The organism is Glycomyces sp. NPDC049804, from assembly GCF_040674615.1.
GTDB classification, from domain to species: Bacteria; Actinomycetota; Actinomycetes; order Mycobacteriales; family Micromonosporaceae; genus Glycomyces; species Glycomyces niveus.
Map to the genome: position 1 here is coordinate 1 of NZ_JBFAMQ010000028.1, position 22,298 is coordinate 22,298.

22 protein-coding genes are annotated in these 22,298 nt (G+C 67.7%); 5 read left to right on the forward strand and 17 right to left on the reverse strand.

The features are described from left to right. From AB0K52_RS24790 to AB0K52_RS24800, 3 genes are all read right to left on the reverse strand, one after another. Positions 1 to 552 (reverse strand): sugar-binding domain-containing protein (locus tag AB0K52_RS24790; protein ID WP_363536927.1); only part of this gene is annotated, 552 nt, incomplete at its 3' end. A 233-nt stretch (positions 553 to 785) separates the two neighbouring features. After that, positions 786 to 2,045 carry a caspase family protein gene (locus AB0K52_RS24795; RefSeq protein WP_363536929.1) on the reverse strand — a complete coding sequence of 420 codons (1,260 nt, stop codon included), beginning with the start codon at positions 2,043 to 2,045 and terminating at the stop codon, positions 786 to 788. After that, complete coding sequence (locus AB0K52_RS24800; RefSeq protein ID WP_363536932.1) at positions 2,032 to 2,430, reverse strand: hypothetical protein; 399 nt, start codon at positions 2,428 to 2,430, stop codon at positions 2,032 to 2,034. Before AB0K52_RS24800 ends, AB0K52_RS24795 begins: the two co-directional genes overlap by 14 nt. Before the next feature lie 246 nt (positions 2,431 to 2,676). Here AB0K52_RS24800 and AB0K52_RS24805 point away from each other — a divergent pair, with 246 nt between their 5' ends. Further along, positions 2,677 to 3,132: a carboxymuconolactone decarboxylase family protein gene (locus tag AB0K52_RS24805; protein ID WP_363536935.1), complete on the forward strand. Its 456-nt coding sequence runs from the start codon at positions 2,677 to 2,679 to the stop codon at positions 3,130 to 3,132. Positions 3,133 to 3,173: 41 nt separating this feature from the next. On the opposite strand, the gene AB0K52_RS24810 is transcribed toward AB0K52_RS24805, so the two are convergent. Beyond that, positions 3,174 to 3,557 carry a DoxX family protein gene (locus tag AB0K52_RS24810; protein ID WP_363536938.1) on the reverse strand — a complete coding sequence of 128 codons (384 nt, stop codon included), beginning with the start codon at positions 3,555 to 3,557 and terminating at the stop codon, positions 3,174 to 3,176. 103 nt (positions 3,558 to 3,660) lie between these two features. On the opposite strand from AB0K52_RS24810, the gene AB0K52_RS24815 reads away from it, so the two are divergent. Together AB0K52_RS24815 and AB0K52_RS24820 are read left to right on the forward strand one after the other, a co-directional pair. Continuing rightward, complete coding sequence (locus tag AB0K52_RS24815; RefSeq protein ID WP_363536941.1) at positions 3,661 to 4,569, forward strand: sigma-70 family RNA polymerase sigma factor; 909 nt, start codon at positions 3,661 to 3,663, stop codon at positions 4,567 to 4,569. Between the two features lie 230 nt (positions 4,570 to 4,799). Further along, positions 4,800 to 5,660: an alpha/beta hydrolase gene (locus AB0K52_RS24820; protein ID WP_363536944.1), complete on the forward strand. Its 861-nt coding sequence runs from the start codon at positions 4,800 to 4,802 to the stop codon at positions 5,658 to 5,660. A gap of 294 nt (positions 5,661 to 5,954) precedes the next feature. Here the strand turns inward: AB0K52_RS24820 and AB0K52_RS24825 are convergent, their stop codons facing one another. After that, positions 5,955 to 7,220: an ROK family transcriptional regulator gene (locus AB0K52_RS24825; protein ID WP_363536947.1), complete on the reverse strand. Its 1,266-nt coding sequence runs from the start codon at positions 7,218 to 7,220 to the stop codon at positions 5,955 to 5,957. Positions 7,221 to 7,415: 195 nt separating this feature from the next. Between AB0K52_RS24825 and AB0K52_RS24830 the strand changes: the two genes are divergently transcribed. Beyond that, positions 7,416 to 8,918 (forward strand): cellulase family glycosylhydrolase, encoded by a 1,503-nt coding sequence (locus tag AB0K52_RS24830; protein WP_363536950.1) that lies wholly within the window; start codon positions 7,416 to 7,418, stop codon positions 8,916 to 8,918. A gap of 317 nt (positions 8,919 to 9,235) precedes the next feature. Here the strand turns inward: AB0K52_RS24830 and AB0K52_RS24835 are convergent, their stop codons facing one another. After that, complete coding sequence (locus AB0K52_RS24835) at positions 9,236 to 9,880, reverse strand: NIPSNAP family protein (protein ID WP_363536953.1); 645 nt, start codon at positions 9,878 to 9,880, stop codon at positions 9,236 to 9,238. After that, positions 9,877 to 10,311 carry an Rrf2 family transcriptional regulator gene (locus AB0K52_RS24840; RefSeq protein ID WP_363536956.1) on the reverse strand — a complete coding sequence of 145 codons (435 nt, stop codon included), beginning with the start codon at positions 10,309 to 10,311 and terminating at the stop codon, positions 9,877 to 9,879. Before AB0K52_RS24840 ends, AB0K52_RS24835 begins: the two co-directional genes overlap by 4 nt. 241 nt (positions 10,312 to 10,552) lie before the next feature. Here AB0K52_RS24840 and AB0K52_RS24845 point away from each other — a divergent pair, with 241 nt between their 5' ends. After that, positions 10,553 to 11,344: a ricin-type beta-trefoil lectin domain protein gene (locus AB0K52_RS24845; RefSeq protein ID WP_363536959.1), complete on the forward strand. Its 792-nt coding sequence runs from the start codon at positions 10,553 to 10,555 to the stop codon at positions 11,342 to 11,344. Between the two features lie 31 nt (positions 11,345 to 11,375). Here AB0K52_RS24845 and AB0K52_RS24850 read toward each other — a convergent pair whose 3' ends face one another. The 10 genes from AB0K52_RS24850 to AB0K52_RS24895 all read right to left on the reverse strand — a co-directional run bounded on the left by AB0K52_RS24850 (position 11,376) and on the right by AB0K52_RS24895 (position 22,289). Next, positions 11,376 to 12,743 (reverse strand): serine/threonine-protein kinase, encoded by a 1,368-nt coding sequence (locus tag AB0K52_RS24850; RefSeq protein ID WP_363536962.1) that lies wholly within the window; start codon positions 12,741 to 12,743, stop codon positions 11,376 to 11,378. A 262-nt stretch (positions 12,744 to 13,005) separates the two neighbouring features. Beyond that, the gene (locus tag AB0K52_RS24855; protein WP_363536965.1) at positions 13,006 to 13,302 is read right to left on the reverse strand and encodes a hypothetical protein; all 297 of its coding nucleotides are present in this window, start codon (positions 13,300 to 13,302) and stop codon (positions 13,006 to 13,008) included. 196 nt (positions 13,303 to 13,498) lie between these two features. Next, positions 13,499 to 14,590 carry an acyl-CoA desaturase gene (locus AB0K52_RS24860; protein WP_363537013.1) on the reverse strand — a complete coding sequence of 364 codons (1,092 nt, stop codon included), beginning with the start codon at positions 14,588 to 14,590 and terminating at the stop codon, positions 13,499 to 13,501. Positions 14,591 to 14,724: 134 nt separating this feature from the next. Next, positions 14,725 to 14,928 (reverse strand): cold-shock protein, encoded by a 204-nt coding sequence (locus tag AB0K52_RS24865; RefSeq protein WP_363536968.1) that lies wholly within the window; start codon positions 14,926 to 14,928, stop codon positions 14,725 to 14,727. Positions 14,929 to 15,004: 76 nt separating this feature from the next. Beyond that, positions 15,005 to 15,172, reverse strand: coding sequence for a hypothetical protein (locus tag AB0K52_RS24870; RefSeq protein WP_363536970.1), 168 nt, complete (start codon positions 15,170 to 15,172; stop codon positions 15,005 to 15,007). Positions 15,173 to 15,659: 487 nt separating this feature from the next. Next, positions 15,660 to 16,199, reverse strand: coding sequence for a GNAT family protein (locus tag AB0K52_RS24875; RefSeq protein ID WP_363536973.1), 540 nt, complete (start codon positions 16,197 to 16,199; stop codon positions 15,660 to 15,662). Positions 16,200 to 16,942: 743 nt separating this feature from the next. Next, positions 16,943 to 18,643, reverse strand: coding sequence for a glycoside hydrolase family 30 beta sandwich domain-containing protein (locus tag AB0K52_RS24880; protein ID WP_363536976.1), 1,701 nt, complete (start codon positions 18,641 to 18,643; stop codon positions 16,943 to 16,945). A 36-nt stretch (positions 18,644 to 18,679) separates the two neighbouring features. After that, complete coding sequence (locus AB0K52_RS24885; protein WP_363536979.1) at positions 18,680 to 20,338, reverse strand: sugar ABC transporter substrate-binding protein; 1,659 nt, start codon at positions 20,336 to 20,338, stop codon at positions 18,680 to 18,682. 44 nt (positions 20,339 to 20,382) lie between these two features. Continuing rightward, complete coding sequence (locus AB0K52_RS24890) at positions 20,383 to 21,315, reverse strand: carbohydrate ABC transporter permease (RefSeq protein ID WP_363536982.1); 933 nt, start codon at positions 21,313 to 21,315, stop codon at positions 20,383 to 20,385. Further along, positions 21,309 to 22,289, reverse strand: coding sequence for an ABC transporter permease subunit (locus AB0K52_RS24895; RefSeq protein ID WP_363536985.1), 981 nt, complete (start codon positions 22,287 to 22,289; stop codon positions 21,309 to 21,311). Before AB0K52_RS24895 ends, AB0K52_RS24890 begins: the two co-directional genes overlap by 7 nt. Between the last annotated feature and the right edge of the window lie 9 nt (positions 22,290 to 22,298).

A 22,298-nucleotide genomic window follows, 5' to 3' on the forward strand; every position in this document is an offset into this window, starting at 1 on the left:
GAGGAGGGCGACGGGCCGGAAGATGCCCGACAGCCACCACATGTCCTGGTCCTCCAGGTACGACGCGGCCGACCACTGATGCACCCGGACGGCGAGCACGTTGATGCCCTCCCGAAGGTGCGGCGTGGCGTCGAACTCGGTCGGCAGCCGAGAGCCCTTGCCATCCCCCAGGCGTACTCCGTTGAGCCACACGGCGAACGCGGAATCCACGCCCTCGAAGCGGAGCACGGCGCGCCCATCATCGGGCCATCCGGCCGGCAACTCGAACGTCCGCCGGTACTCGCCGGTCGGGTTCGCCTCAGGCACCCGCGGCGGGTCGACCGGGAACGGGTAGTGGATGTTCGTGTACTGCGGCTTGCCATAGGGGGCGTCGCCGTCGAGGTCGGTCATCTGCCACATCGAAGGAACGGCGAGCGTGGCCCAGCCGCTCGCATCGAACCCCGGCGCCTCGAAGCCCTCGGTGAGGTCGTGGAGGCCGGCGCACCAGTGGAACAACCAGTCGCCGTCCAGGGAGAGCTCCGGCGCATCGCTCTTGAGCGCGGCACGCGGCACAAGCCGTCCGCGCCCCGGATCGATGCTTTCAACGAATGTGGAGCCGACCTGGTCGGCCGATACGGAAAGGAAGCCATTCACCGGCCGAGCGTAGCCAGCCCGCTGAGCAATCGAAGTGGGCGGAACTCAACGGGTGATGGTCGATTTTCACCAGCCCGCACTCGACGTGACTCCGGGCAAGATCGCCCTGCGCTCGTCTCCATTCCAGGCTCCGGTCACCGATGTCGGTGTCCTCATGCAGGGTCGCGTGGTGGCGTTGCCGCTCCTTCGGTGGCGAGTTCACTCATCCTGGTCAACACGGCCGCAAGTGCCTCCACACCCGAATGGAATTCGGCGTCGACGCGGATGGTTCGACCGAGCCGCTGCAGTAGGAGATGGGCGGTGTAGTAACCCCCGCGGTACACCTTGTGCCACTCTCGATCGACACTGATGTCGTGGGTGGCGAGCTCGCTGTAGGTCATACGCGCTTCTCCCGGGAAGTACACGGCGGCATCGGTGAACACGACCGGTTCGTACTCATGCGACTTGAGGCCGAACCAGTCGTTGTAATGACCGCGTTTGACGAAGGCGATCAGGTGCTCATCGCGGGCGTGATCATGCTGCTCGAGAAACCGTTGACGAACAGGGTGGTCGTGGGCGGGGTCGATGACGGCATCGAGTGCGACGGACGCTTCGGTGAAGACCTTCCGAATGGCGCCGGCGTCGAACGACGGGCGCGCCGGGACCGGTTCGGTCGGCCGTTCCCGCGGTTGGCGCGGCACGGTGAGTTTGAGATCGCCGGTCCCGGCGATGACCGAGCGGGTAGGCCGCTGCCGTGCTCCTGCTGCCTGCAGTGCTTCGGTCACGTACTTGTACAGGTCGTCGGCGGAGACCTGGCCGTCGCCGTCCAGATCGGCGTCGCCGGAGCGCAGCCCGCGGACCACGGCATCGGTGAAGACCGACAGTGGTTTCGGTTCGGTCGGCGACTTGAGTTCGAAGGCTTGCTGGAAGCGGTCGCTGGCGCTGATCACATACGTGCCGGACTCGGTGAAGACGCCGCCGAGGTCGAGCTTCGGGTTCGCGCTCTTGGCTCCGGGCCGGAACGCCCCGCTGAAGCAGCAGTCGAGCAGGAGGACCTTCCTGCGAGCGATCGCGCTCTGGAGGTACTTGCTGACGAACGCCGCCGGGACCGCGTGCGATTCGAGCAGTTCGGGCTCCGGTTCGGTGTCGGTGCCGGCGAAGTAGAGCAGCTCCTCGTCGTCTTTGAGGCCGTGGCAGGAGAAGTACAGCAGCAGTTCGTCATCGGGTTCGGAGTGCACGAGGAACCGCTGGACTGCGCGCTGGATCAGGTGCACCGGTCGATCGCGGACCTCGCGGACCGTGTAGCCGCCGATCTCGGGATCGCCCAGCACCTCGGCGAGGGCGTCGAGGTCGTTGAGCGGGGCCTTGAGCGGCCTCATCCCGTTGTGTTCGTAGGTGGCGGTGCCGATCAACAGGGCCTTACGGGAGTTCATCGTCGGCGTCTTCGGGTGGGGTGGTCCGCTCCCAGAACGCCTCGGCGATCTTCGCGGCCTGCTGCTGCGTGATCCCGTTCAGCTCAAGGGAATGCTCGCCGAGGGTGACCTTGGCGGTGCGCCCGGACCGCTGTCGTTCCCACGCTCTGATGGCTTCTCGGAGGATCGCGAACGCCGAGGTCGCAACGGAGGCGACCAATGCGGCGTCGTTGAGCACGTCGAGGGATTTCGCGTTGTCGGACGCTGCGTCGCTGCGGGGGCGAACTACGGGGCCGACCTCCTTTGCGATCAGGATCCTCCGCAAGGCCGCGACAGCATCGCTGCGTTCCTGCTCGTCGGCACCGGGTCCGAGGTCGACGGTGACGCGGAAGTCGATGCGCTGCATGACTGCCCTCCGGGTAACAGGGGTGCGCGTGGCCTAAACCACACAGGACTCTCAGGATAGCGGGATCGGGTCGAAGCGGAGTATCACCGGAACGGCGGGCCGGCGGGCCGACGCTGATCGTCTTCGTCGGGGCAGCCGGTGCGTCCCCCGAAGAATCCGGTCTCGGGTTGCTGTCTGGTTCCCTCGCCGCCGTCCGTCAAGGAGGTGCAAGGCAATTCCGGACGACGAACACGGAGGAAGTCAATCATGGAAGCTCGCATGACCAGCCCGGCGATCCTGCTCCCCGACGCCTACAAGGCGATCGGCGCGCTGAACAAGGCCATCAGCGCGACCAGTGTCCCGGAGTCCACCCTCGAACTGGTGCACCTGCGCGCGAGCCAGATCAACGGCTGCGCCGGGTGCGTCGTCTTCGGGATCGACCAGGCGAAGCAGCGGGGCGAGACGGACGACCGGCTCCACTCGGTCGCCGTCTGGCGCGAATCGCCGCTGTTCACCGACGCCGAGCGCGCCGCGCTGGCGCTGACCGAGGCCGCCACCAGGATCGCCGACCGGCCGGACGCGGTCACCGACGAGATCTGGCTCGAGGCGGTGAAGCACTTCGGGGAAGAGGAGCTCGCCGCGATTCTGCTGATGATCGGTATGACGAACCTCTTCAACCGCCTCAACGTCCCGACGAGGCAGCCGGCGGTCAAGAGCTGGTGATCCGGAGGCCGGTGGCGCCGTTGAGCGCCACCGGCCGAGGGTCAGCTCGTGAACGCCCACGGACCGAAGCGCCCGATGGCGATGAAGACCGCGATTCCGAGGTAGACGAGGTCGCCGACGGCGGTCTTGCGTTCACCGCGGCGCAGGCGCATGGTCGTCGCCCCGGCGAACAGCAGGGCCACGCAGGTGGCGGTGACAGGGACCAGGATCGGCGCGATGTCCAGGACGGCGGGCAGGATCAGACCGATGACGGCCATGAATTCGAGGGCCGCGATGGTCCGCAGGGCGGCGGGGCTGAAGTCGAGGATCCATTCGGCGGCGGGTCCGGTCGCGGCGATCTTCTCCCTCGGGAGGAACGCCTTCACGGTGCTGACGAGGAGGGCGGTGGCGAGTAGGCCGGTGAAGATCCAGAGGACGAGGTTCAAGGTGGACTCCTTTGCGGTGTCGGCGGCCCGGGCGGGCCTCAGAGGCGAGGGACGTGGCCTGACGCGGTCGCCGTTTCGAGCGCCCTGCGTAGGATTTCGTTCCTTGATTGCACTGACGGACGGCGGCGGGGAAACCAGACCGATGGAAGCAGCACATTTGTCGGCCGAGCGCTTCGAAGCGCACCGGAGCCATCTGCGCGCCGTGGCGTACCGGATGCTCGGTTCGCTGAGCGAGGCGGAGGACGCCGTACAGGAGACGTGGATCAAGGCCGCTCGGGCCGATGTCGGCGAAGTCCGGAACCTCGCGGGATGGCTGACGACGGTCGTCAGCCGGGTGTGCCTGGACCTGTTGCGCTCACGTAAGTCACGGCGTGAGGATTCGCTCGACGAGCGGCCGGCCGAGCCTGCGGTACGTCTGCTGCGGCGGGCCGATCCCGAGGCGGAGATGGTGATGGCCGATTCGGTGGGGTTGGCGCTCTTGGTGGTCATGGAGGCGCTGTCCCCGGTCGAGCGTCTGGCGTTCGTGCTGCACGACCTGTTCGCGGTGCCGTTCGCCGACATCGCGCCGATCGTGGGCCGGAGCCCGGAGACGACGCAGCGGATAGCGAGCCGGGCGCGGCGGCGGGTCCGCGATCAGAGCGAGACGGGCGGCGCCGACCGGCTGCGGCGCTTCCGCGCGGTCGACGCGTTCATGCGGGCGGCCCGTGACGGGGAGTTCGAGACGCTGCTGTCGATGCTGGACCCCGATGCCGGCTACCGGCCCGATGAGGCGGCGCGCCTGCTGGGCGCCGGAACCGAGATGCGCGGCGCCCGGACCATCGCGGAGCAGTTCTCCGGCGCGGGTCATTGGACGCGGGCAGTGCTGCTGGACGGCGAGGTGGGCGTGGTGCTGGCGCCGCGCGGGAAGCTGCGGCTGGTGTTGACACTGTCGTTCAAGGACGACCGGATCGCCGCGATCGAGGCGGTCGCCGAACCGGGACGTCTGGCGGCGCTGAAGCTGCGAGTGCCCTGACTCCTCGGAGCCCAAGCAGCGCGACCGGATTCGCGAAACGCACGCGGTCTTCGACTGGACGGCCCGCGTCCTCGGCCAGGCGCCTCTTCGGGGTGATGGTTCGGGCAGGTCTCGATCGCGATGGCGATGTGCGCTGCATGTGGCGGGCCACGCGCGGTACGGTGTGACCTGGTGCGCCGGGAAGTCTGGTCGGCAAGGGAGCAGTTCCTTCGACCGATCGGTGACCACTCATGCGGAGTCTGTACAAGTCCGAGGCCGGGCAGCGGATCATCGGCCACTGGTGCCGGGCGCGGCTGGATGCCTTCCCGGTCCCGCACCGGCGCAGCCTGATCTCGGTGAACGGCGCTCTCGCGCACGTGACCTTCCTCGGCGAGGAGCCCGCGCGTGTGGTGTTCGTGCCGGGCACCAACTTCAACGCCGCGACCTGCCTGGCCGTCGCCGAAGTCCTCAGTAGCCGGTGGCCGGTGATGATCGTGGACATGCCCGGCCAGCCCGGACTCTCCAGCGGCCGACGCCCCGCCGCCCCCTTGCGGTCGTGGTACGGGTCGATGCTCACCGGTGTACTCGACGCCGTCGACGCACGCGGCGTGGTGGTGGTCGGCAACTCGCTGGGGGCGGCGATCGCACTGTCGTGCGCGTCGGATCGCATCGCCGCGCGAGTCCTGTACTCCCCGGGCGGCATCATCCCGTTGCGCACCGACAAGCTGCTGATGAAACGGTCAGCCGCGTGGCTGCTGCGGCCCTCGCTCGAGCGGTCACGTCGACTCCTCGAACTGTTCGTCACCCCCGGCGGTGCGCCGCCGGAATCGACGGTGGCATGGATGGACCTGGTCGCCCGCTACTGCAAGACCACACTGGCCCCGAGTCCACTGACCCCGGCCCTGCTGCATCGTTGGCGCGACACACCGGTCGTGTCCGCCGTCGGCGAGCACGACCGGTTCCTTCCCCCCGACCGGCTCGCGCCTGTAATCGAATCGGTGTTCGGCCGGCGCCTGCACGTGCTCCCGGGCGTCGGACATCTCGCGGTGGAGGAACGTCCCGAGGACGTCGTCGAACTCGTCCAAGAAGCCCTGGATCTCACCGCATCGTGACGACACCCCTCTTTGTCTCAGGCCCCCAGTCGGTTTGACAGCCGAGACACCGCACCCGCTTGGAGCGGCGCCGGCGGGAACGCGACCATCGAAGGCGCCGACACCGCGCCCCGGTTGCATGGCGGGATCGGTAGTCGTGGACGCGGGCGATCCGGATCGGCGAACCAGCGGTGCCAGCCGGAAGTAGGGATGCCGCCGCACTGCATACGGCATGCCGTCCAAGCAGTGTCGGCCGGCCGATCAATCGACTGGCGATACTGAGACGAATCCACGTCTTTGAGTGTCTTGTCGGCCTTACGCTCCCGCGACCACCGGTCGAGCATGGCTGCGGGCACCCCTCCCCTCCTCAGGCCGACTCCGGACATGGGTCAGCTCGCTTTGCAGCACGAGGGCCGCTGCACCGATCGCTGCCGCGTCGGGGCCGTTGACCGACGGCATCACCCGCACCGGATGCGTCCGCCAGGAGACGGTGCGGCGGTCCACTTCCTCCTGGATCACGGTCTGGTAGATAGAGCCCGCTACCGCGAAGCTCGGACCGGCCAGGACGATCGCGTCCACATCGAAGAGGATCGTCAGGGTGACGGCGGCGGCGCCGAGGTAGCGGGCCGACCGCTCGATGAGGCGACGAGCGTCCGGATCGCCGGCGTTGGCCGCAGCCGCGATCCGCGCGAACTCGGTGAGGAAGTCGGCGGTGTCGGGGTCGGGCACCAGTCGCTCGGCCAGCGCGGGCGTGGCCGCGGCCTGCCGGACCAGGGCTGACGGGCCGGCGTAGTTCTCCAGGCAGCCGACGTTGCCGCACGGGCACTGGTCGCCGTCGACGTCGATCGACATATGGCCGATTTCCACGCTGTTGGAGGAGCTGCCTCGGTACACCTCGCCGGCGACCACGATTCCGCCGCCGATCCCGCTGGCCATGTAGATGCAGCCGTAGGTGCTTCGTCGGTCGACCGCGCCCATCCAGTATTCGCCGATCGCGGCGGCCGCGGCGTCGTTGTCGAGCAGCACGGGCAGGCCGAGGCTGTTCGCGAGTCGCTCCGCGACAGGGTATTCGAGCCACGGCTCGGAGGGCTGCGGGCTCAACAGCACTCCCGCGCGGCGGTCCTGCGGGCCGTAGCTGACCAACCCGACCCCCAGTACCCGGTCGCGGTCGACGGCAGCCGTGGCCAGCAGGGCGTCCACCTGCGAGGCGATCATGGGCAGTGCCTGGTCGGGCGGCATCGACGCCACGCCCTGGAACGAAGTTCGGGCCACCGGCCGGCCGGCCAGGTCGACGATGACGATGACGCAGGTGTTGCGCTCCATCTGGACTCCGACGCTGTAGCGGGCCAGGGGGTCGAGCTGCACCAGCGTGCGCGGCTTGCCGCCGGTAGGCGCACCTCGGCCGGCCTCGACGACCAGTCCGTCGTCGATGAGCTCCCGCACGAGCTCGGAGATCGTGGCGCCGGTGAGGCCCGTCCCTGCCGCGAGCTCCACGCGGCTGATCGTGCGGGCCGCACGGATGGCGTCCAGGATCAGACCCCTGGTCCTCGATCTGTTCGTCCACGTCGGGCTGAGCGCCACGTGTGCCTCCTTCGCTGTACTTAGTCAGGCTGCCTTACTTACCGGCCTGCTTGCCCTTCCGCCCCTCTCGCGCGTTCGGTTGCACGACGCCTTCCAAGCATAGATCCATGTAGATACTTGACTTTATTCGGGTACCTAACTAAGGTGAGGACGGAAGCGCTCCCATCCATCCCTCACGAGAATCAAGGAGCTAAGATGCGACATCGTCAGATACTGTCGGTCGCCGGCGCCGTAGGCGCACTGGTACTGGGCGGCTTGGCCACAGCGACCCTTCCCGCATCAGCGGCCACCGCTGGCTGCGAGGTCACCTACACCGTGCAGAGCGAGTGGCAGGGCGGGTTCCGTGCCGACCTGAACGTCACCAACCTCGGCGACGCGATGTCCGACTGGACATTGACCTTCGACTTCCCGAACGCCGGCCAGCAGGTCACCCAGGGCTGGAGCGCCGTCTGGACCCAGTCCGGCGCCAAGGTCTCCGCCGCCAGCATGAGCTGGAACGGCTCACTGGACACCGACGCCTCGACCTCGATCGGGTTCGTCGGCACATGGCGCGACGCCAACCCCGAACCGGCGTCCTTCGCGCTCAACGGCACGCCCTGCACCGGCTCGACCACACCCACCGGGGGCCCGACCACCACCCCCAGCGAGGACCCGACCACCACCCCGCCGGACGGTCCGGCGCCGCAACTCAGCGTCTCCGGCAACCAGATCGTCACCGAGGAGGGCGAGCCGTACCGGCTGCTGGGCGTGGACCGCTCCTCCGCCGAGTTCGCGTGCGTGCAGGGCAAGGGCCTGTTCGACTCCGGCCCGGTCGACCAGGCATCCGTCGACGCCATGAAGAGCTGGAACATCCACGCCGTGCGACTCCCGCTCAACGAGGAGTGCTGGCTCGGCCTCAACGGCTCACCGAGCGGCGCCGCCTACCAGGAGGGCATCAAGGACTACGTCGACCTCCTGGTCGCCAACGGCATCAACGTCATCCTCGACCTGCACTGGACCTGGGGCGCCTACACCACAGGACCGGACTGGCATTGCACCGATGTGCACGCCACCTGCCAGAAGCCGATGCCCGACGCGCAGTACGCCCCGCAGTTCTGGGCCGGCGTCGCCGAGACCTTCAAGGGCAACGACGCCGTCGTCTTCGACCTGTTCAACGAACCGTACCCGGACATGGCGAGCGACTGGGACAAGACGTTGGGCTGGCAGTGCCTGCGCGACGGCGGCACCTGCGCCGGCATCGGGTACGAGGTGGCCGGCATGCAGGACCTCGTCGACGCGGTCCGCGACACCGGCGCCACGAACATTCTCATGGTCAGCGGTCTTGAGTGGACCAACGACATGCGGGAATGGCTGGCCTACATGCCGGAGGACCCGCTGGACAACATCGCCGCGTCCTGGCATTCCTACAGCTTCAACCGGTGCGTGACCGAGTCCTGCTGGGACGCCGAGATCGCCCCGCTGATGCAGGAGGTGCCGGTCGTGCTCGGCGAGTTCGGCCAGGACGACTGCGGGTTCGACTACATGCAGGGACTGGTGGACTGGGCCGACGCGAACGGCATGGGCTACCTGGCGTGGACCTGGAACCCGTGGGGCTGCACCGGCGGCGCGGTCCTCATCAAGGACTGGTCCGGCACTCCCGAGCCGGGTGTCGGCGAAGGCTACAGGAACCACCTGCTCACCCAGAGCCCCTACCTGTGACCCGACCAGACGCTTAGGCCTTCTACGGACTAGCGCATGCGAAGAGACACCGGGAACATCGATGATGTTCCCGGTGTCCGTCTGTCAACCCTCGTTTACTCGAACCCGAACCCCCAGCTAGACGGAACGCCTATCCGGCCCGTTGCCCGCCCGCGGCCCAGAGACCGGGCCCGTGGCCCCGGAGAACCGCCCCCGGCTCCTACCCGCCAGCGCCTTGACCGGCGCTCGGAAACGTCGCTGTTCGGCCCGGAAGTGCCATGCCCCGGGCATTGGCGTGGGTGGTGATGCCGGCCGATGATGGCCGGCACGCGGGAGGTTCAGCGCAGCTGCGAGCGAGCGGTGGATTCGAGACGCAGCGTCTGTACCGGCTCCGGAGCGATGTGCTCAGGTGCGTCGATCTCGCCTGTGGCGAACCAGGCGAGGACGTGCTCCCCGGTGCGGACCGGCAGTGCGGGGAAGGTGTTCTCGGCGGGTTCGGTCACCAGGCACGCGACCAAGCGATCGCCGAGGGCCGCGCGAATCCGCTCGGCGGTGGTGCCTGCCGCGTCGGCGTCGACGTTGTGGACGGCCGCGGTGAGGCGCGTGGGAGTCGGGCGGTCCAGCAGCCCGGGCCGGGCTCGCTGCGCGCGCGGAAATCTCGCCCAGGAGGCAACCGGGCGGAGCAGGAGCACGTTGTCGGAGTCGATCATGGTCGCGTTGGCCGCGTCGCGGTGCTCCTTCCACACTGGACCTCCGTAGAATCCCGTGAGTGCGTCGGCGCGGGTGGCCGTGTCGCGGAAGCCGCGGACCCAGACGAAGCGGTCGGGGCGGTCGAGGTCGCGGAACTGGCCGACGATCCACATGCCGGTCGCCTCCTGGGACTCGATGAACTCGCGGTCGAACAGCTCGATCAAGTCATCGCGCCGTCCAGGGTGGAGGGTGTACTGGCGCAGTTCGAACACATTGGCGTCGGGGGCGTTCATGTCGTCTCCTGGGGAGCGAGGGTCTGGGTGAGGACGTCGGCGATGGTGCGGTCGGCCAGCTCCCTTCGGACCGCCGCGTCGGCGGCGGCGTAGACCTCGGCGAGCACTGGTCCGATGCCTTGGCCGACAGGGCATTCGAGGTTGGGCGAGCTGGGATGGAGCGCGAACAGCGGCTCGGCGCCGAGGGCTTCGTGCACGTCGAGCACGGTGATCGATTCCGGGCCGCGGGTCAGACTCCAGCCCGCTCCGCGCCGCGAGACGACGAGCCCGGCCGCACGGAGCTCGCCGAGGCTGCGGCGCACGATGACCGGGTTGGTGGCGAGGCTCGCGGCGATCTCCTCGGAGGTCATGACTTCGCGCCCGCGACGGCCCGCCAGCGCCATCCAGGCGAGCGCGTGGACGGCGTTCGTCAACCGGCTGTTGGCCGCCATCTGGTCCTCCTGTGTCCTGCGGGCCGAAGCGAGCAGATCGTAACATTTCTAGTTACAAGATAGGTCGGGAGTTCACCGCCTCGCGAACACCGTTCGTCAGCTGAATTTTGGCCTTGGGCGTCAGGCATGGCCGCCGGTCGCCCCTCCCGCCGGCCCTGCCGATCGTCGATGGAGCGGTGACCACCGCCCGGGTAGGATCATCACGCTCAATTGCGACGACACCACCCCCGAGGACGCCACAGTGGAGACTGAGAATCCCGAGCCGTCATGGAGCGAGGACGCCCGACTCGACGGGCCCCGGGACCAGCCGGGGAGGCCTCCGCTGACCCGCAAATCCCTCGCCTCCGCCGCTGCGGTGGCCCTCGCGCTCGCCGCCGCCGTCGTCTGGGAGTCGATGTCCGGCGACGCGCCTGTGGTCGACGGCGATTCGGCCGCACACGCCCACCTCGACGCCGATTCGGCGTCCGGATCGAGCACCCCGACCGAGCCGATCGAGTCGACCGATCTCGCGCAGGAGAGCGAGACGGCATCCGAGGAGGCGACGCCCGAAGCGACGGCGTCGGCGGAATCCGAACCCGAGGCGACCGAGCCCGTGCCGACACTGCCGGGGACCGGCGTCTACCGGGCCCGCCAGGCGGCGAGCGGCCTGTGCATGACCTGGGGCGAGGAGCCGGGTGGGGACCGCAGCGTGATGGTGCTGGGCGACTGCGGCAGCACCGAGCCGGAACTGACCTGGGTCGAAGACGGCGACCGGTACGAGGTCGAGATGGCGTTCGACGATTGGACGCCGTGCATGACCGTTGACAACGGCGGCTCCGAGGACGGCATGCTCGTGGGGTTCGACGGCTGCGACGGGCTCGACGCCCAGATATGGGAGCTCGTACCGGTCGGCGACGCCTACCAGCTCCGCACGGCCGCAAGCGACTCCCTGTGCCTGAGCGTCCTCAAGAGCTCGTCGGCCGAGCTCGGGGACGCGGTGGCCGTGCAGGACTGCGACTCCGGCGACGCGAAGCAGCAATGGACGCTCCAGTGACCGAAGGAATCCCTATTCGACGATCGGTTTCCTACAACTCCTGGTAGCAGACGAAGTAGTAGATCCGGTCGGTCTCGGGGTTCCATTCCCGCTCTTCCCGCTTCGCCGAGTCGGCCCAGCGGTAGTCGAACTCGATCACGTCGGACCCGCACGCCTGCCAGGCGGCGTCCTCGTGCTCCGGCTGCTGCGGGTTCGGGTCCTCGGGATCGGTGACGATCCGGTAGACCCGTCTCGCCGCCGCCGGGGAGTCGCAGGCGACGACCACGTAGCGTTCGTCCGAGGTGAGGCACTCCCCTACCGCCGGTGCGCGTTCGACCTGATCATCGCCGGTCACTGCGGCGAATGCGGCCGTGTCGACCGACCCTTCGGCGACACCGTATGGCGCGGACGCCTCGGTGCCGAACACCTGGTACGACAGGACGCCGCCAAGCACCAGCCCCGCCACCAGCGCCGCAGCGGTGGCCAGATGGCGGCGCCGGGACGGCCTCCGGGCCAGGTGCCCGTTCTCGGCGTCGATACGGGCGACCGTTCGGGAGAACGCCGCCGCCAGCTCTCCGCAGGTCCGGTACCGCCGGGCCCGGTCCGGGCTCATCGCCTTCGCCGCGATCGCGTCGAACTCGGGCGGCAGCTCGGGCCGGATCTCGGCGATCCTGGGCACCGCGCCTTCGCTCTGCAACTGGGCGACGGAGAAATCATCGACCTGGTGGAACGGTCGCTCCCCGGTCAGGCAGTGGAACAGCACCGCCCCGAGCGAGTAGACGTCGCCGGACCGGTCATGCGGGTCGTCGGCCCCTGGACGCTCCGATCGGGAGGCGCCGTAGACCTCGGGTGCGGTGTACCGGCGGGTGCCGATCGCATCCCCGGCCTGGGTCAAATCCTCTCCGAGGGCGGGCCTCGCCACCCCGAAGTCGCTCAGATAGACGTGGTCCTCGGCTCCGAAGAGGATGTTGGCCGGCTTGACGTCGCGGTGGACCACACCGCGGGCATGGGCGAAGTCGAGCGCGCTCGCGACCTGGGTGATCACGCGCGCGGTCTCCTTCGGGCCGAGCGCGCCGGCCGCCAGCCGCGTCTGCAGGTCCGCCTCGGCGCGCGGCATGACGAAGTAGAGGAGGCGGTCCTTCTTCCCGGCGGCGGCGATGACGTACATGATGTGGGGGTGCTCGAGGTCCGCCATGAGTTCGATCTCGCGCAGGAACCGCTTGCGGAAACCGGGGACCTCGCTCAGGTATTCCGCCATGATCTTGACGACGACCTTGCGGTCGTGCAGCCGCTCGTCGGAGGCCAGGTACACCCGGCTCATCGCCGTCGCTCGCAGCGGCTCCGGTTCGAGTCGGAACCCGGGCAGGAAGGCCTGGATTTCATCAGTGGAAAGGAAGTCGCAGTCGGTGGTTTCGTCCATCGTGCTTCACTCGTGAAAGGGGCGGTCTGCCACCGACAAGGGTGCCACAGTTGCGGCCCTTCCACTTCAACGCCCCTCGCCGAGGCCGCGGTTCCCGCAAGACGGGCTCAAGCACCGTCTTCCGGCTTCACGGCGAAGACGGCGCGGCCGCCCCGCCGCCTTCGCCCGTGCTCCGGTCACTGCGGCGGGACTCCCGATACGACTGCCAGCGCAAGCTGACGTCGAACCCCGCGCTGCCGGGAGCATCGACCTGCGGGCTGCGCTACTGAAACTTGCGTCGCTGCTCGCGTTCACTCGCCACGAAGTCTGCTACGGCGGACGCGAACAACTCAGCATTACCGGCAGCGAACGTCACGGCCTGGCCAGTCGCTTCCGATGAGGTCGTAACCGCACCCGCGCCAGTTGACGTCAAGTGGGCGATCACGTCGCAGATGGCGGCGCGCGAGCCGGTGAGTGTGTATCCGTTGCGGCGGAAGGCGTCACGGAACACCCGGGCCTGGCTGGGGATCATGTCGGCAAGGCCGGTCCAGAGAATGACATTCGGTGTCGGTGCATGCATGAGCAGTCCTGTCGTAGTCGCGGTTCGCCGTCAATGCCGATGCTGCACCTGGCTGCGCGGCCGTAGTGACGCCGCATGTTTCACCAGTTCAGGAACGCTGCAATGGTCTCCCATTGTACCGTCGAGACCCGCCCAGAAGCCCTCCCGACCCTGGGCACCACTCACAGCCCAAACGTCGCGGTCGTGCCGCGCGTGTTCACAGCCGCCGGTACTCGTTGAGGAACGGGCACTCGAAGGGGTCGCGGGCGGCGAGGCCGACCTCGTTGAGATAGGCGATGACGATCCCGTAGGAGCGGATCAGCGTCGTCTCGGTATAGGGCACCCCGGTCGCCCGGCAGTGCTCCATGACGATCTCGCGCGCCCTGGCGAGGCCTGGCCGGGGCATGCTGGGGAACAGGTGATGTTCGACCTGATAGTTCAAGCCGCCCATGAGGACGGTCGCCCACCAGCCGCCGGAGACGTTGCGTGAGGTCAGGACCTGCTTGCTGAAGAAGTCAAGCTTCGAATCCTTGCGCACCACCGGCATGCCCTTGTGGTTGGGGGCGAACGAAGCGCCCATGTAGAGCCCGAACACCGCGAGCTGAACGCCGGTGAAGGCGCAGGCGAGTCCGAGGGGCATGACCAGGAAGACCACAGTCGGGAAGATCGCGAAGCGGGTCGTCAGCGAGGACAGCTCGATCCAGCGGCCCTTGACCGGGCCCTTGGAGAGCAGGTGCCGCATGCCTAGGAAGTGCAGGTTGATGCCTTCGAGCGTCAGCAGCGGGAAGAACAGCCAGCCTTGGCGGCCGGTGATCAGCTTCCGCAAACCGGTGGCGGCGGCGGCGTCCTCTTCGAGGAACGAGATCGTGTCCACATCGATGTCGGGATCGCGGCCGACCCGGTTCGGGTTCGCGTGGTGGCGCGAGTGCTTACTGTCCCACCACGAGTAGCTCATGCCGGCGATGGCGCCGAGGATCTGCGCGAGGCGGTCGTTCGCGGGGCCGCGGCTGAGGATCTGACGGTGGGCGGCCTCGTGCGCGAGGAACGCGGTCTGGGTGAGCAGGATGCCCAGCGCTGCGGCGACCAGGAGCTGGAACCAGCTGTCACCGAGGAGGATCATGGCGGTCGCGCAGGCGGCGTAGCCGAAGACAATGGTGGCGGCGACCAAGCCGTAGAACCAGGGGGTGCGGCGCAGGAGTCCGGCGTCGCGGACAGCTTGGGCCACTGCGGTGTAAGCCCGAATCGAGGGAGGGGTCGATGTCCGGGGAGCGCGGGCCGGCGGGGTGGCGAAGGAGGGAGCGGGGGCGATCGTAGCGATGTCAGTCCTTCTGTTCTGTTGCGGTCTCTTCGATGTGCCGGTCGGATCGGAGCGGGCGCGACGCCCGCCTGAGAGAAAACGGTCGGAGCGGGGGGTGACCCGCCGCTCCGACCGTCGCAGTTCAATCAGAGCGCGCGGATGTTCGCGGCCTGCATGCCCTTCTGGCCGCGTTCGACATCGAACTCGACGTGCTGGTCTTCCTCAAGGTTCCGGTGACCGGAACCGCTGATCGCCGAGAAGTGCGCGAACACATCCGCCGAACCGTCGTCGGGGGCGATGAAACCGAAGCCCTTGTCAGCGTTGAACCATTTCACGACGCCACTGGCCATGTCGTGTCTCCTTCATCATGTTGGACCGCGATGCGGTCAAAGAGCGTCGACGGTGTCGACGCGATGGTCATGGTGCTCAGGTGCGCGAATCGGCGAGGTGCTCGACCGGCGCGATCAGCTCCAACTCCAGCACGACTGACGCGTCCGCAAGCGATGCATGGACGCCGAGAGGCTGCGCGCACTGACCGTGCAGCGTGAAGCGGCCGTCGGCCACCGAGGCGAAACCGGCGAATTCATCGTCCATTGTGGCGGCGTAGAGGTCGTCCGCAGCCTGCCTCCACAGGATCTGACCTTGTGAGGCGGTATTTGGTGAAATTGAAGAGATGTCTACCTGATTCGTTGAAAGTGTTGAAACGTCACTCCATCATGGATCAGATGACGTTGAGAATGCTCGGAAGCGATCGAGCATGTGGAAATCGCCAAGGCGAACTGGTCGCATACGACGATCAAGTTCAGTTGCGGTTGAAGAGTGTCGAAATCGACCGCTGGAATTCAGCATACACTACGGCGAGCCGGTGAACAATTCGATATCGAGTCCAGGCACAGCGAGCATCATGACGTCTCCCGAGACGGGTGCCGCCTCGGTAGGAATCGGGCGCTGAGTCGAAGCGCGCCAGGTGATGCGTCACCCGGCGCAGTAACGCCCGGCCGGGTTGGGGGTTCCGGAGCCACCGCGGCCCAGGACTCCTTGACGACTTCCATTTGCCGACACACAAACTTCCGCTGCCGTGCTAGGCCTCGTCGTCGAACTCGATCGCCGTCACGGTTCCCGTATTCCAGTCCTGACGGAGGATCGCGTACGCGACCGCGTCGTGCAACAAGCCGGCCCCGTCGGGCCAAGCCTGCCGGAAGTGACCTTCCTTGACGAACCCGCAGCGGCGGAACACCCGCCGCATGGCGACATTGTCCTGGCGGGTCGTGCCCTCGATCCGGTGGACCTCGGGCAATTCCGTGAACAGGTACGAGACCAGCCACTGCACCGCCTGCGTGCCGATGCCGGCTCCCCGGCACGCTTCGGTGACGCGGAGGTCGAACAGCGGGGTGTCGTCACCGAGGTCGAACAGGCGCACGATCCCGACCGGCCGCTCATCGAGCACGATCCAGAACGTGCGCGTCTCCTCGTCCTCGTAATACCCCTCCGCGACCCGCCGCGCCACATCCGCCCGCTCGACCCGGCCTGAGCCGTGAAATGGCCACACTTCACCGGAGAGGAAGTCCGCCAGCGCATCAGCCTCGTCCGGTGAGAACCTGCGCAGCTCAATCTTCTTCACGCGAACAGGCTAGTGCCTCAACCACACTCGGGCAACGGAGTTCCCGACCCGGACAGGCGGACCCCTCATGGTCTCGATCCACTATGCGCCATCGGCCCTCTCCCCGGGGATCCGCAACGGTCCGGATCACGCCGCTTCGCGGCCACGCTCGAACAGCGCGACTGCGGTGTCCGCCAGTGCACGGCGAGTCTGGAACTCTCGCGCAGGGCCATGCCAACGGCGGCGGCCACGTCAACTCCGAGGAGATCGCCGATGCCAACCACGGCTTCTGCGCCGAGTCAGAGAAGCCAGGGTGCATGGCGCTTCGGCCGCTTCTAGAATTCGGCCCCCACCGCGACCTCGTCGCGGCGGACGGCGCTCGGGCGGCTCCAGGCGCGGTCCTACGCCACCTGATCCCGCTGCGGGGAGGTCCCCGGTTGCGCCCGAAGGCGCCGCCCGCCTGTCGGCGGGCGGCGCCTTCCGGTTCCGGCTCGCGTGCGACCCGTACCGCCATGTCGAGCCGGTCCGCCGGTCGACACCGACGATCCGGCACGCGGCCGTGTTGCCGTATCCCTGCTCCATGAGCTGAAAGTATGCGTCCCGCTCACGAGTCAGCTTCATCGCGCCTTGCGGCTTGCACCGGTCGTCACGGATCTCGAAATCCATCGCAATCCCTTGTGTACCAAGGTGTTGCAACGACTCCCAGAACCCACGAATCGCCGTGGGCCGTTCTGGTCTCCTTGTTAAGGGGTGCGTCCCGCGTTTCAGCGGGGCGCCCCGGTAGTGATGACGAAGGTCGTCACGCTTTCGGGCGGGAGCGTGGAGGTGAAGGCGTTGCCTTGGCCGGGGATGGCGGACTGGGGCTCGAGGTCGCGGGTGGCGTCGGTGAGCCAGGGTCGGGCGCTGCGGACGCGGCGGCCCTGCACGGTGAAGGCCTGGTCGGCGGTGGCCGTGGCGGTGTTGACGGCGACGAGGACGAGGGTGCCGTCGCCGCCGGTGTAGGCGGAGGTGAGAAGGCCGGGCTGCGGTTCCTTGTGGGCTTCGACGCGCACGTGCCCGGGGCGGATGAACTTCGCGTAGTGCGCGAGCATGCGGCCGCGCTTGCTGATGGTGTCGTCTTCGAGGAGGGGCCCGTAGAAGCGGCGGATATACCACCAGACATAGGCCTGGAACTCGGCGTCGGCGAGGGCGTGGTGAACGTGTTCGGCGACGTCGAGCGCCTCAGGCCAGAGGTTCGCCGAGCTCGAGCTGTTGGGGTGGTAGACCTCGGTCATCCACAGCTCCTTGCCCTCGCCCGCGTCTTCGAAAAGCGGGTAAGGGAAGTCCGCGTACGGAGTGCCGTAGAGGTGCGCCCCGAGGATGTCGACGTTGCCGAGAGCGGCGCCGTCCTCGAGGATCGGGTCGGAGGCCGATTTGACGTATTGGAAGGACTCCGGTGCGATGACGCGGCAGTCGATGCGGTCGGCGAAGTCGCGGAGGAAGCGGTTCATCTCCTCCGCGGTCCACCAGGTCCAGTCGTGGGCGTAGTCGGGCTCGTTCTGGACGGAGATCCCGTAGAGGTCGACACCGTTGTCGCGCATGTGGACGACGAAGTCGTTGAGGTGGTCGGCGTAGTCGCCGTAGGCGTCGTGGCGCAGGCGGCGGGCCTCCGTGGGCGGGGTGTAGGGAGCGGCCATGAGGAAGTCGAGTTCCGGTCCGCCTTCCCCGGTCGTGGTGACTTTCACGGGCCATTTGCCGGGAGTCATGTCGGCTTGGACCGACTCCCAGGTCCATTCGCCGGCCGCGGTTCCGGGGAATCGGAAGTCCTCGGCGACGAGGACGCCCGCCACGTGGACGTCGACATGCACGTCGCCGGCGGGGGCCGAGTAGCGGAAGGCGAGGTTCTTGGTGCCGGTCGAGCCGATGAAGACCTCGGAGAACTGGACGCTCGCGCCGGAGGCGGCGTCGAAGTGCGCGTAGCCTTCCCCTTGGTAGCCGGGGGTGTCGGTGGCGATGTGCGCGTCGACGAGCGCGGCGGTCTCCGCCTCGTACTGGCTGCCGTTGGGCGCCTCGTCGAAGCGTTCGAACAGTTCGACGAGGTCTTCGGGCGGGTTCCACGGCGAGGCGAAGACGAGCGCGCCCTTGGCGGACGCGGCCTGCGCGGTGGCGAGGTCGATCGACCAGTTCGCGCGGTCTTCGGGCACGGGGATGCGCAGGATCGTGAAGCCGAGGTCCTCGGTGTCGTTGCCGAAGGCGGTGTCGCATTGCGACGGGGTCAGCTCGCCGATCCAGCTCGCGTGGGTCATGCCGCCGAATCCGCGGATGACCTGGTGGCGGTGGTTCGGTTCGATGACGACGGCCCGCGGGCGGGCGGTGTCCGCCTCGGCGTGGGCCGCTGCGGCCAGTCCGGCGGCGAACGGTGCGCCGACGCCGCCCGCGAGGAGGGCGCGGCGGTGGATCGGGTTGCGGGATGGCGACTCTGCCATTGGTTCTCGCTTTCTCAGGGGTCGCGGAGGGGCGGTTCAGCCCTGGGTGCGCTCGAGCGCGGTGTTGATGGTGTCGATGAGCTGGCCGGCCCCGAGTCCCTCGGCCTCGGTGACGTAGGCGTCCCATTCATCGGTGGAGCGCTGGCCGGTGATGAACGCGGCCGTCGCGGCCTGCACGGCGTCGGTGAGCTGGGTCTGGAGCAAGGAGGTCTGCTCGAGCTCGATCTCGTCGAGCATGGCCGCGGGGGCGACGGGAAGCTGCTCCTTGCCGTCGAGCTGCCGTTCGGTCCAGTCCGCGATCTCCTCGGTCATCATGGAGAGGACGAGGTCCTTCGACGAGCCGTTCGCGAGCAGGAAGACGCCGTTGCTATAGCCGTAGTCGGCGTTGAGCAGCTTCGGCGCGCCCGCGTTGATCGAGCTCCACGCGATGTCCTCGTTGAGGGCGCGGGTGCCGTCGGCGCCGCGGGTGAACGTCTCGCCTTCGACGCCCCACTGGGCGAACTCGAGGCCTTCGTCGGAGTAGTACAGCCAGTCGACGAACTGCAGGAGCGCTTTGAAGTACGGCTGTTCGGCGGCTTTGGCGCCGATCAGGATCCCGGAGGTGAAGCGCCCGGCGGGGAGCATCGATCCGTTCGGGCCGGCGGGGAGGGAGATCAGCCGGATGGGGACGTCGCCCTTGCCGGCGTCGGCGAACTTGGTGCGGTACTCGACGAGGGTCTGCGTGTTGCCGGAGATCGCCGCGGACTTGCCCGAGATGAACTTCTGGATCGCCTGGTCGTCGTTCTGGGTGATCTCGGGGTCGAGCAGGCCCTCCTCGACGAGGCTCGCGGCGTAGTCGACGACCGCCCGGTACCCGTCGGTGGTCCCGTTGAAGACGTACGTCGCGGCGTCGTGGTCGTAGTAGGTGTTGGCGTAGCCCCACCCGGCGGTGGTGCCGTAGTTGACGGCGACGATGCTGAGCAGGTTGCCGAGGGGCTTGTCGTCGGTCCAGCGGTCGGACATCGCGAAGTCGATCTCGGGGTTGGCCGCCTGCACCAGTTGGAGCTGCTCCTTGAACTCGTCCCAGGTGGCGGGGTCGGCCGTGATGCCGGCCTTCTCCCACATGTCTTCGCGGATCGCCACGGAGTACTGCACGTCGGGGACTTCCCGGACGCCGGGGAGGTGGTAGATGCGGCCGTCGGCCTGGCGTTTGTTGTCGAGCTCGGCCTGCAGGCCCCATGCCTCGATCTTCTGCTGGAAGTGCGGCATGTAATGGAAGTAGCTGGAGACCGGGAGGATCGCTCCGCCGGTGATGAACTGGGTTTCGCTGCCGCCGTAGGTGACCGAGATGATGTCGCTGGCTTCGCCGCTGCCGATAAGCAGGGATCGCTTCTGCTCGAAGTCGGCCATGGGGATGTCGGTGCGGTTGAAGGTGACGTTGTGGTCGTCCTTGAAGTGGCGGAAGACCGACCAGTCGTCTTGGACGGGGTAGTTGGTGTGGTCGCGGTACATGAGCGAGAACTCGACCGGTTCGGTGGCTTTGAAGGTGGTGCCGACGGCGTAGTCGTCCATGGCGCCGACGGCGTGCGCGTCGTCGATGGTGATCGGCTCGTCGCCGGCGCCATCGCCGGAGGGGCCGTCGGTGCATCCGGCGAGGGCGACTTCGGCCGCGGCGAGGCCGGCGAGTCCGACGAGGGTTCTGCGGGTGATGGGCATGGTGCTCTCCTAATCGTGAACGTCGTGCGACGTTCGAGGGGTCGTCAGCCCTTCACCGACCCGAGCATGACGCCCGAGACGAAGTAGCGCTGAATGAACGGGTAAAGGCAGACGATGGGCAGGACGGTGAGGAGCATCGTCACGGCTTGGATGTTGGAGGCGACTTGGACCGCCTCGCCGCCGTCGGCGGCCTCGGGAGCCCCGGTCGCGGCGGCGATGAGATTGCGCAGGTAGACCGTCACCGGGAAGAGCGACTTGTCGTCCATGTAGAGGAACGCGGCGAACCAGGCGTTCCAGAGGCCGACCGCGTAGAACAGCGTCATGGTCGCCAGCACCGCCTTGGACAGCGGCAGGACGATGCGGAAGAAGACGCCGTAGGTCGACAGGCCGTCGATCGCCGCCGCTTCTTCGAGTTCGGTGGGGAAGTTCTCGAAGAACGCCTTCATCACGAGCAGGTTGAAGACGCTCAGCGCGCCCGGCACGACGACCGCCCAGATGCTGTTGCGCCAGCCGAGGTAGTTGGCGACGAGGATGTAGTTCGGGATGAGCCCGCCGCCGAAGAACATCGTGAACACTGCGATGCCCACGAAGAAGGAGCGGCCCTTCAGGTGCGGCTTGCTCAGCGCGTAGGCGTAAGTCGAGGTGATCGCCATGGCGATGACCGTGCCGACCACGGTGTAGATCAGCGTGTTCCCGTAGTTCGTCCAGAACAGCTCGTCGCCGAGCACGACCCGGAAGGTCTCGAGGTTGAACCCGCGAGGGACGAGGTTCACCTCTCCGGCGGCGATGTAGCCCTCCGACGAGAACGCCTTCGCGACGAGGTTCACGAACGGGTACAGGGTCACGGCGCACACGAGGACGAGCGCGATCGCGTTGACGACCCGGAAGACGCGGTAGCCCGCGGACTCGCGGATGACGCCGGTCTCCTTGCGGACATGGGCGATGTCCGGTTTGCGGGTCGGTTGTTCGGTCACCATAGCGAGGTTCCAACCATTCGACGGGAGAGGCCGTTGGCGAACAGGACCAGGACGAGTCCGATGACAGCCTCGAAGAGCCCGATCGCGGTGCCGTACGAGAACTGGGCCGACTGGATGCCGACGCGGTAGAGGTAGGTCGCGATGACGTCGCCGGTCGAGTAGACGAGCGGGTTCTGCAGCAGCAGCACCTTTTCGAAGCCCACGGACATGAACGTGCCGATGTTCAGGATGAGGAGCACCATCATCGTCGGCCGGATGCCGGGCAGCGTGATGTGCCACGTCTGCCGCCAGCGGTTCGCGCCGTCGACGCGCGCCGCTTCGTAGAGCTGGTCGTCGATGGTCGTGAGCGCGGCGAGGTACAGGATGGTGCCCCAGCCGACGGTCTGCCAGACCTCTGAGGACACGTAGATCGCACGGAACCACTCCGGTCGCTGCATGAACGGCACCGGGTCGGCGCCGAAGGCTTCGGCGACCTGGTTCACCGTGCCGTTGAGCGCCGTGAGTTGGAGGACGAGTCCGGCGACGATCACGATCGACATGAAGTGGGGCAGATAGGAGATCGTCTGCACGATCCGCTTGAAGCGGTGCGACCGCAGCTCGTTGAGCATGAGCGCGAGGATGATCGGCAGCGGGAAGGTGACCAGGAGGGTGATGCCTCCGAGGATCGCCGTGTTCCAGAAGACGTTCCAGAACTGCTGGTTCGTGATGAAGGCCTGGAAGTAGTAGAAGCCCACCCACTCGTCGCCGAAGATCGACCCGCCGGGCCGGAACCGCCGGAAGGCGATCACGTTGCCGAGCATGGGAAGGTACTTGAACACCAGCAGGAACACCAACGGCACGACCAGGAACGAGTACAGCCGCCAATCGCGGGCGATGGCGCGGCGCCAGGTCTGCTTGGCGCGCGGCGGGCGGCGCGGCGCCGGAGGGCTTTCAGTCGTCGTCGGGAGGGGTTGCGCTGCGATGGATTGGGTCATGGGGGTTCT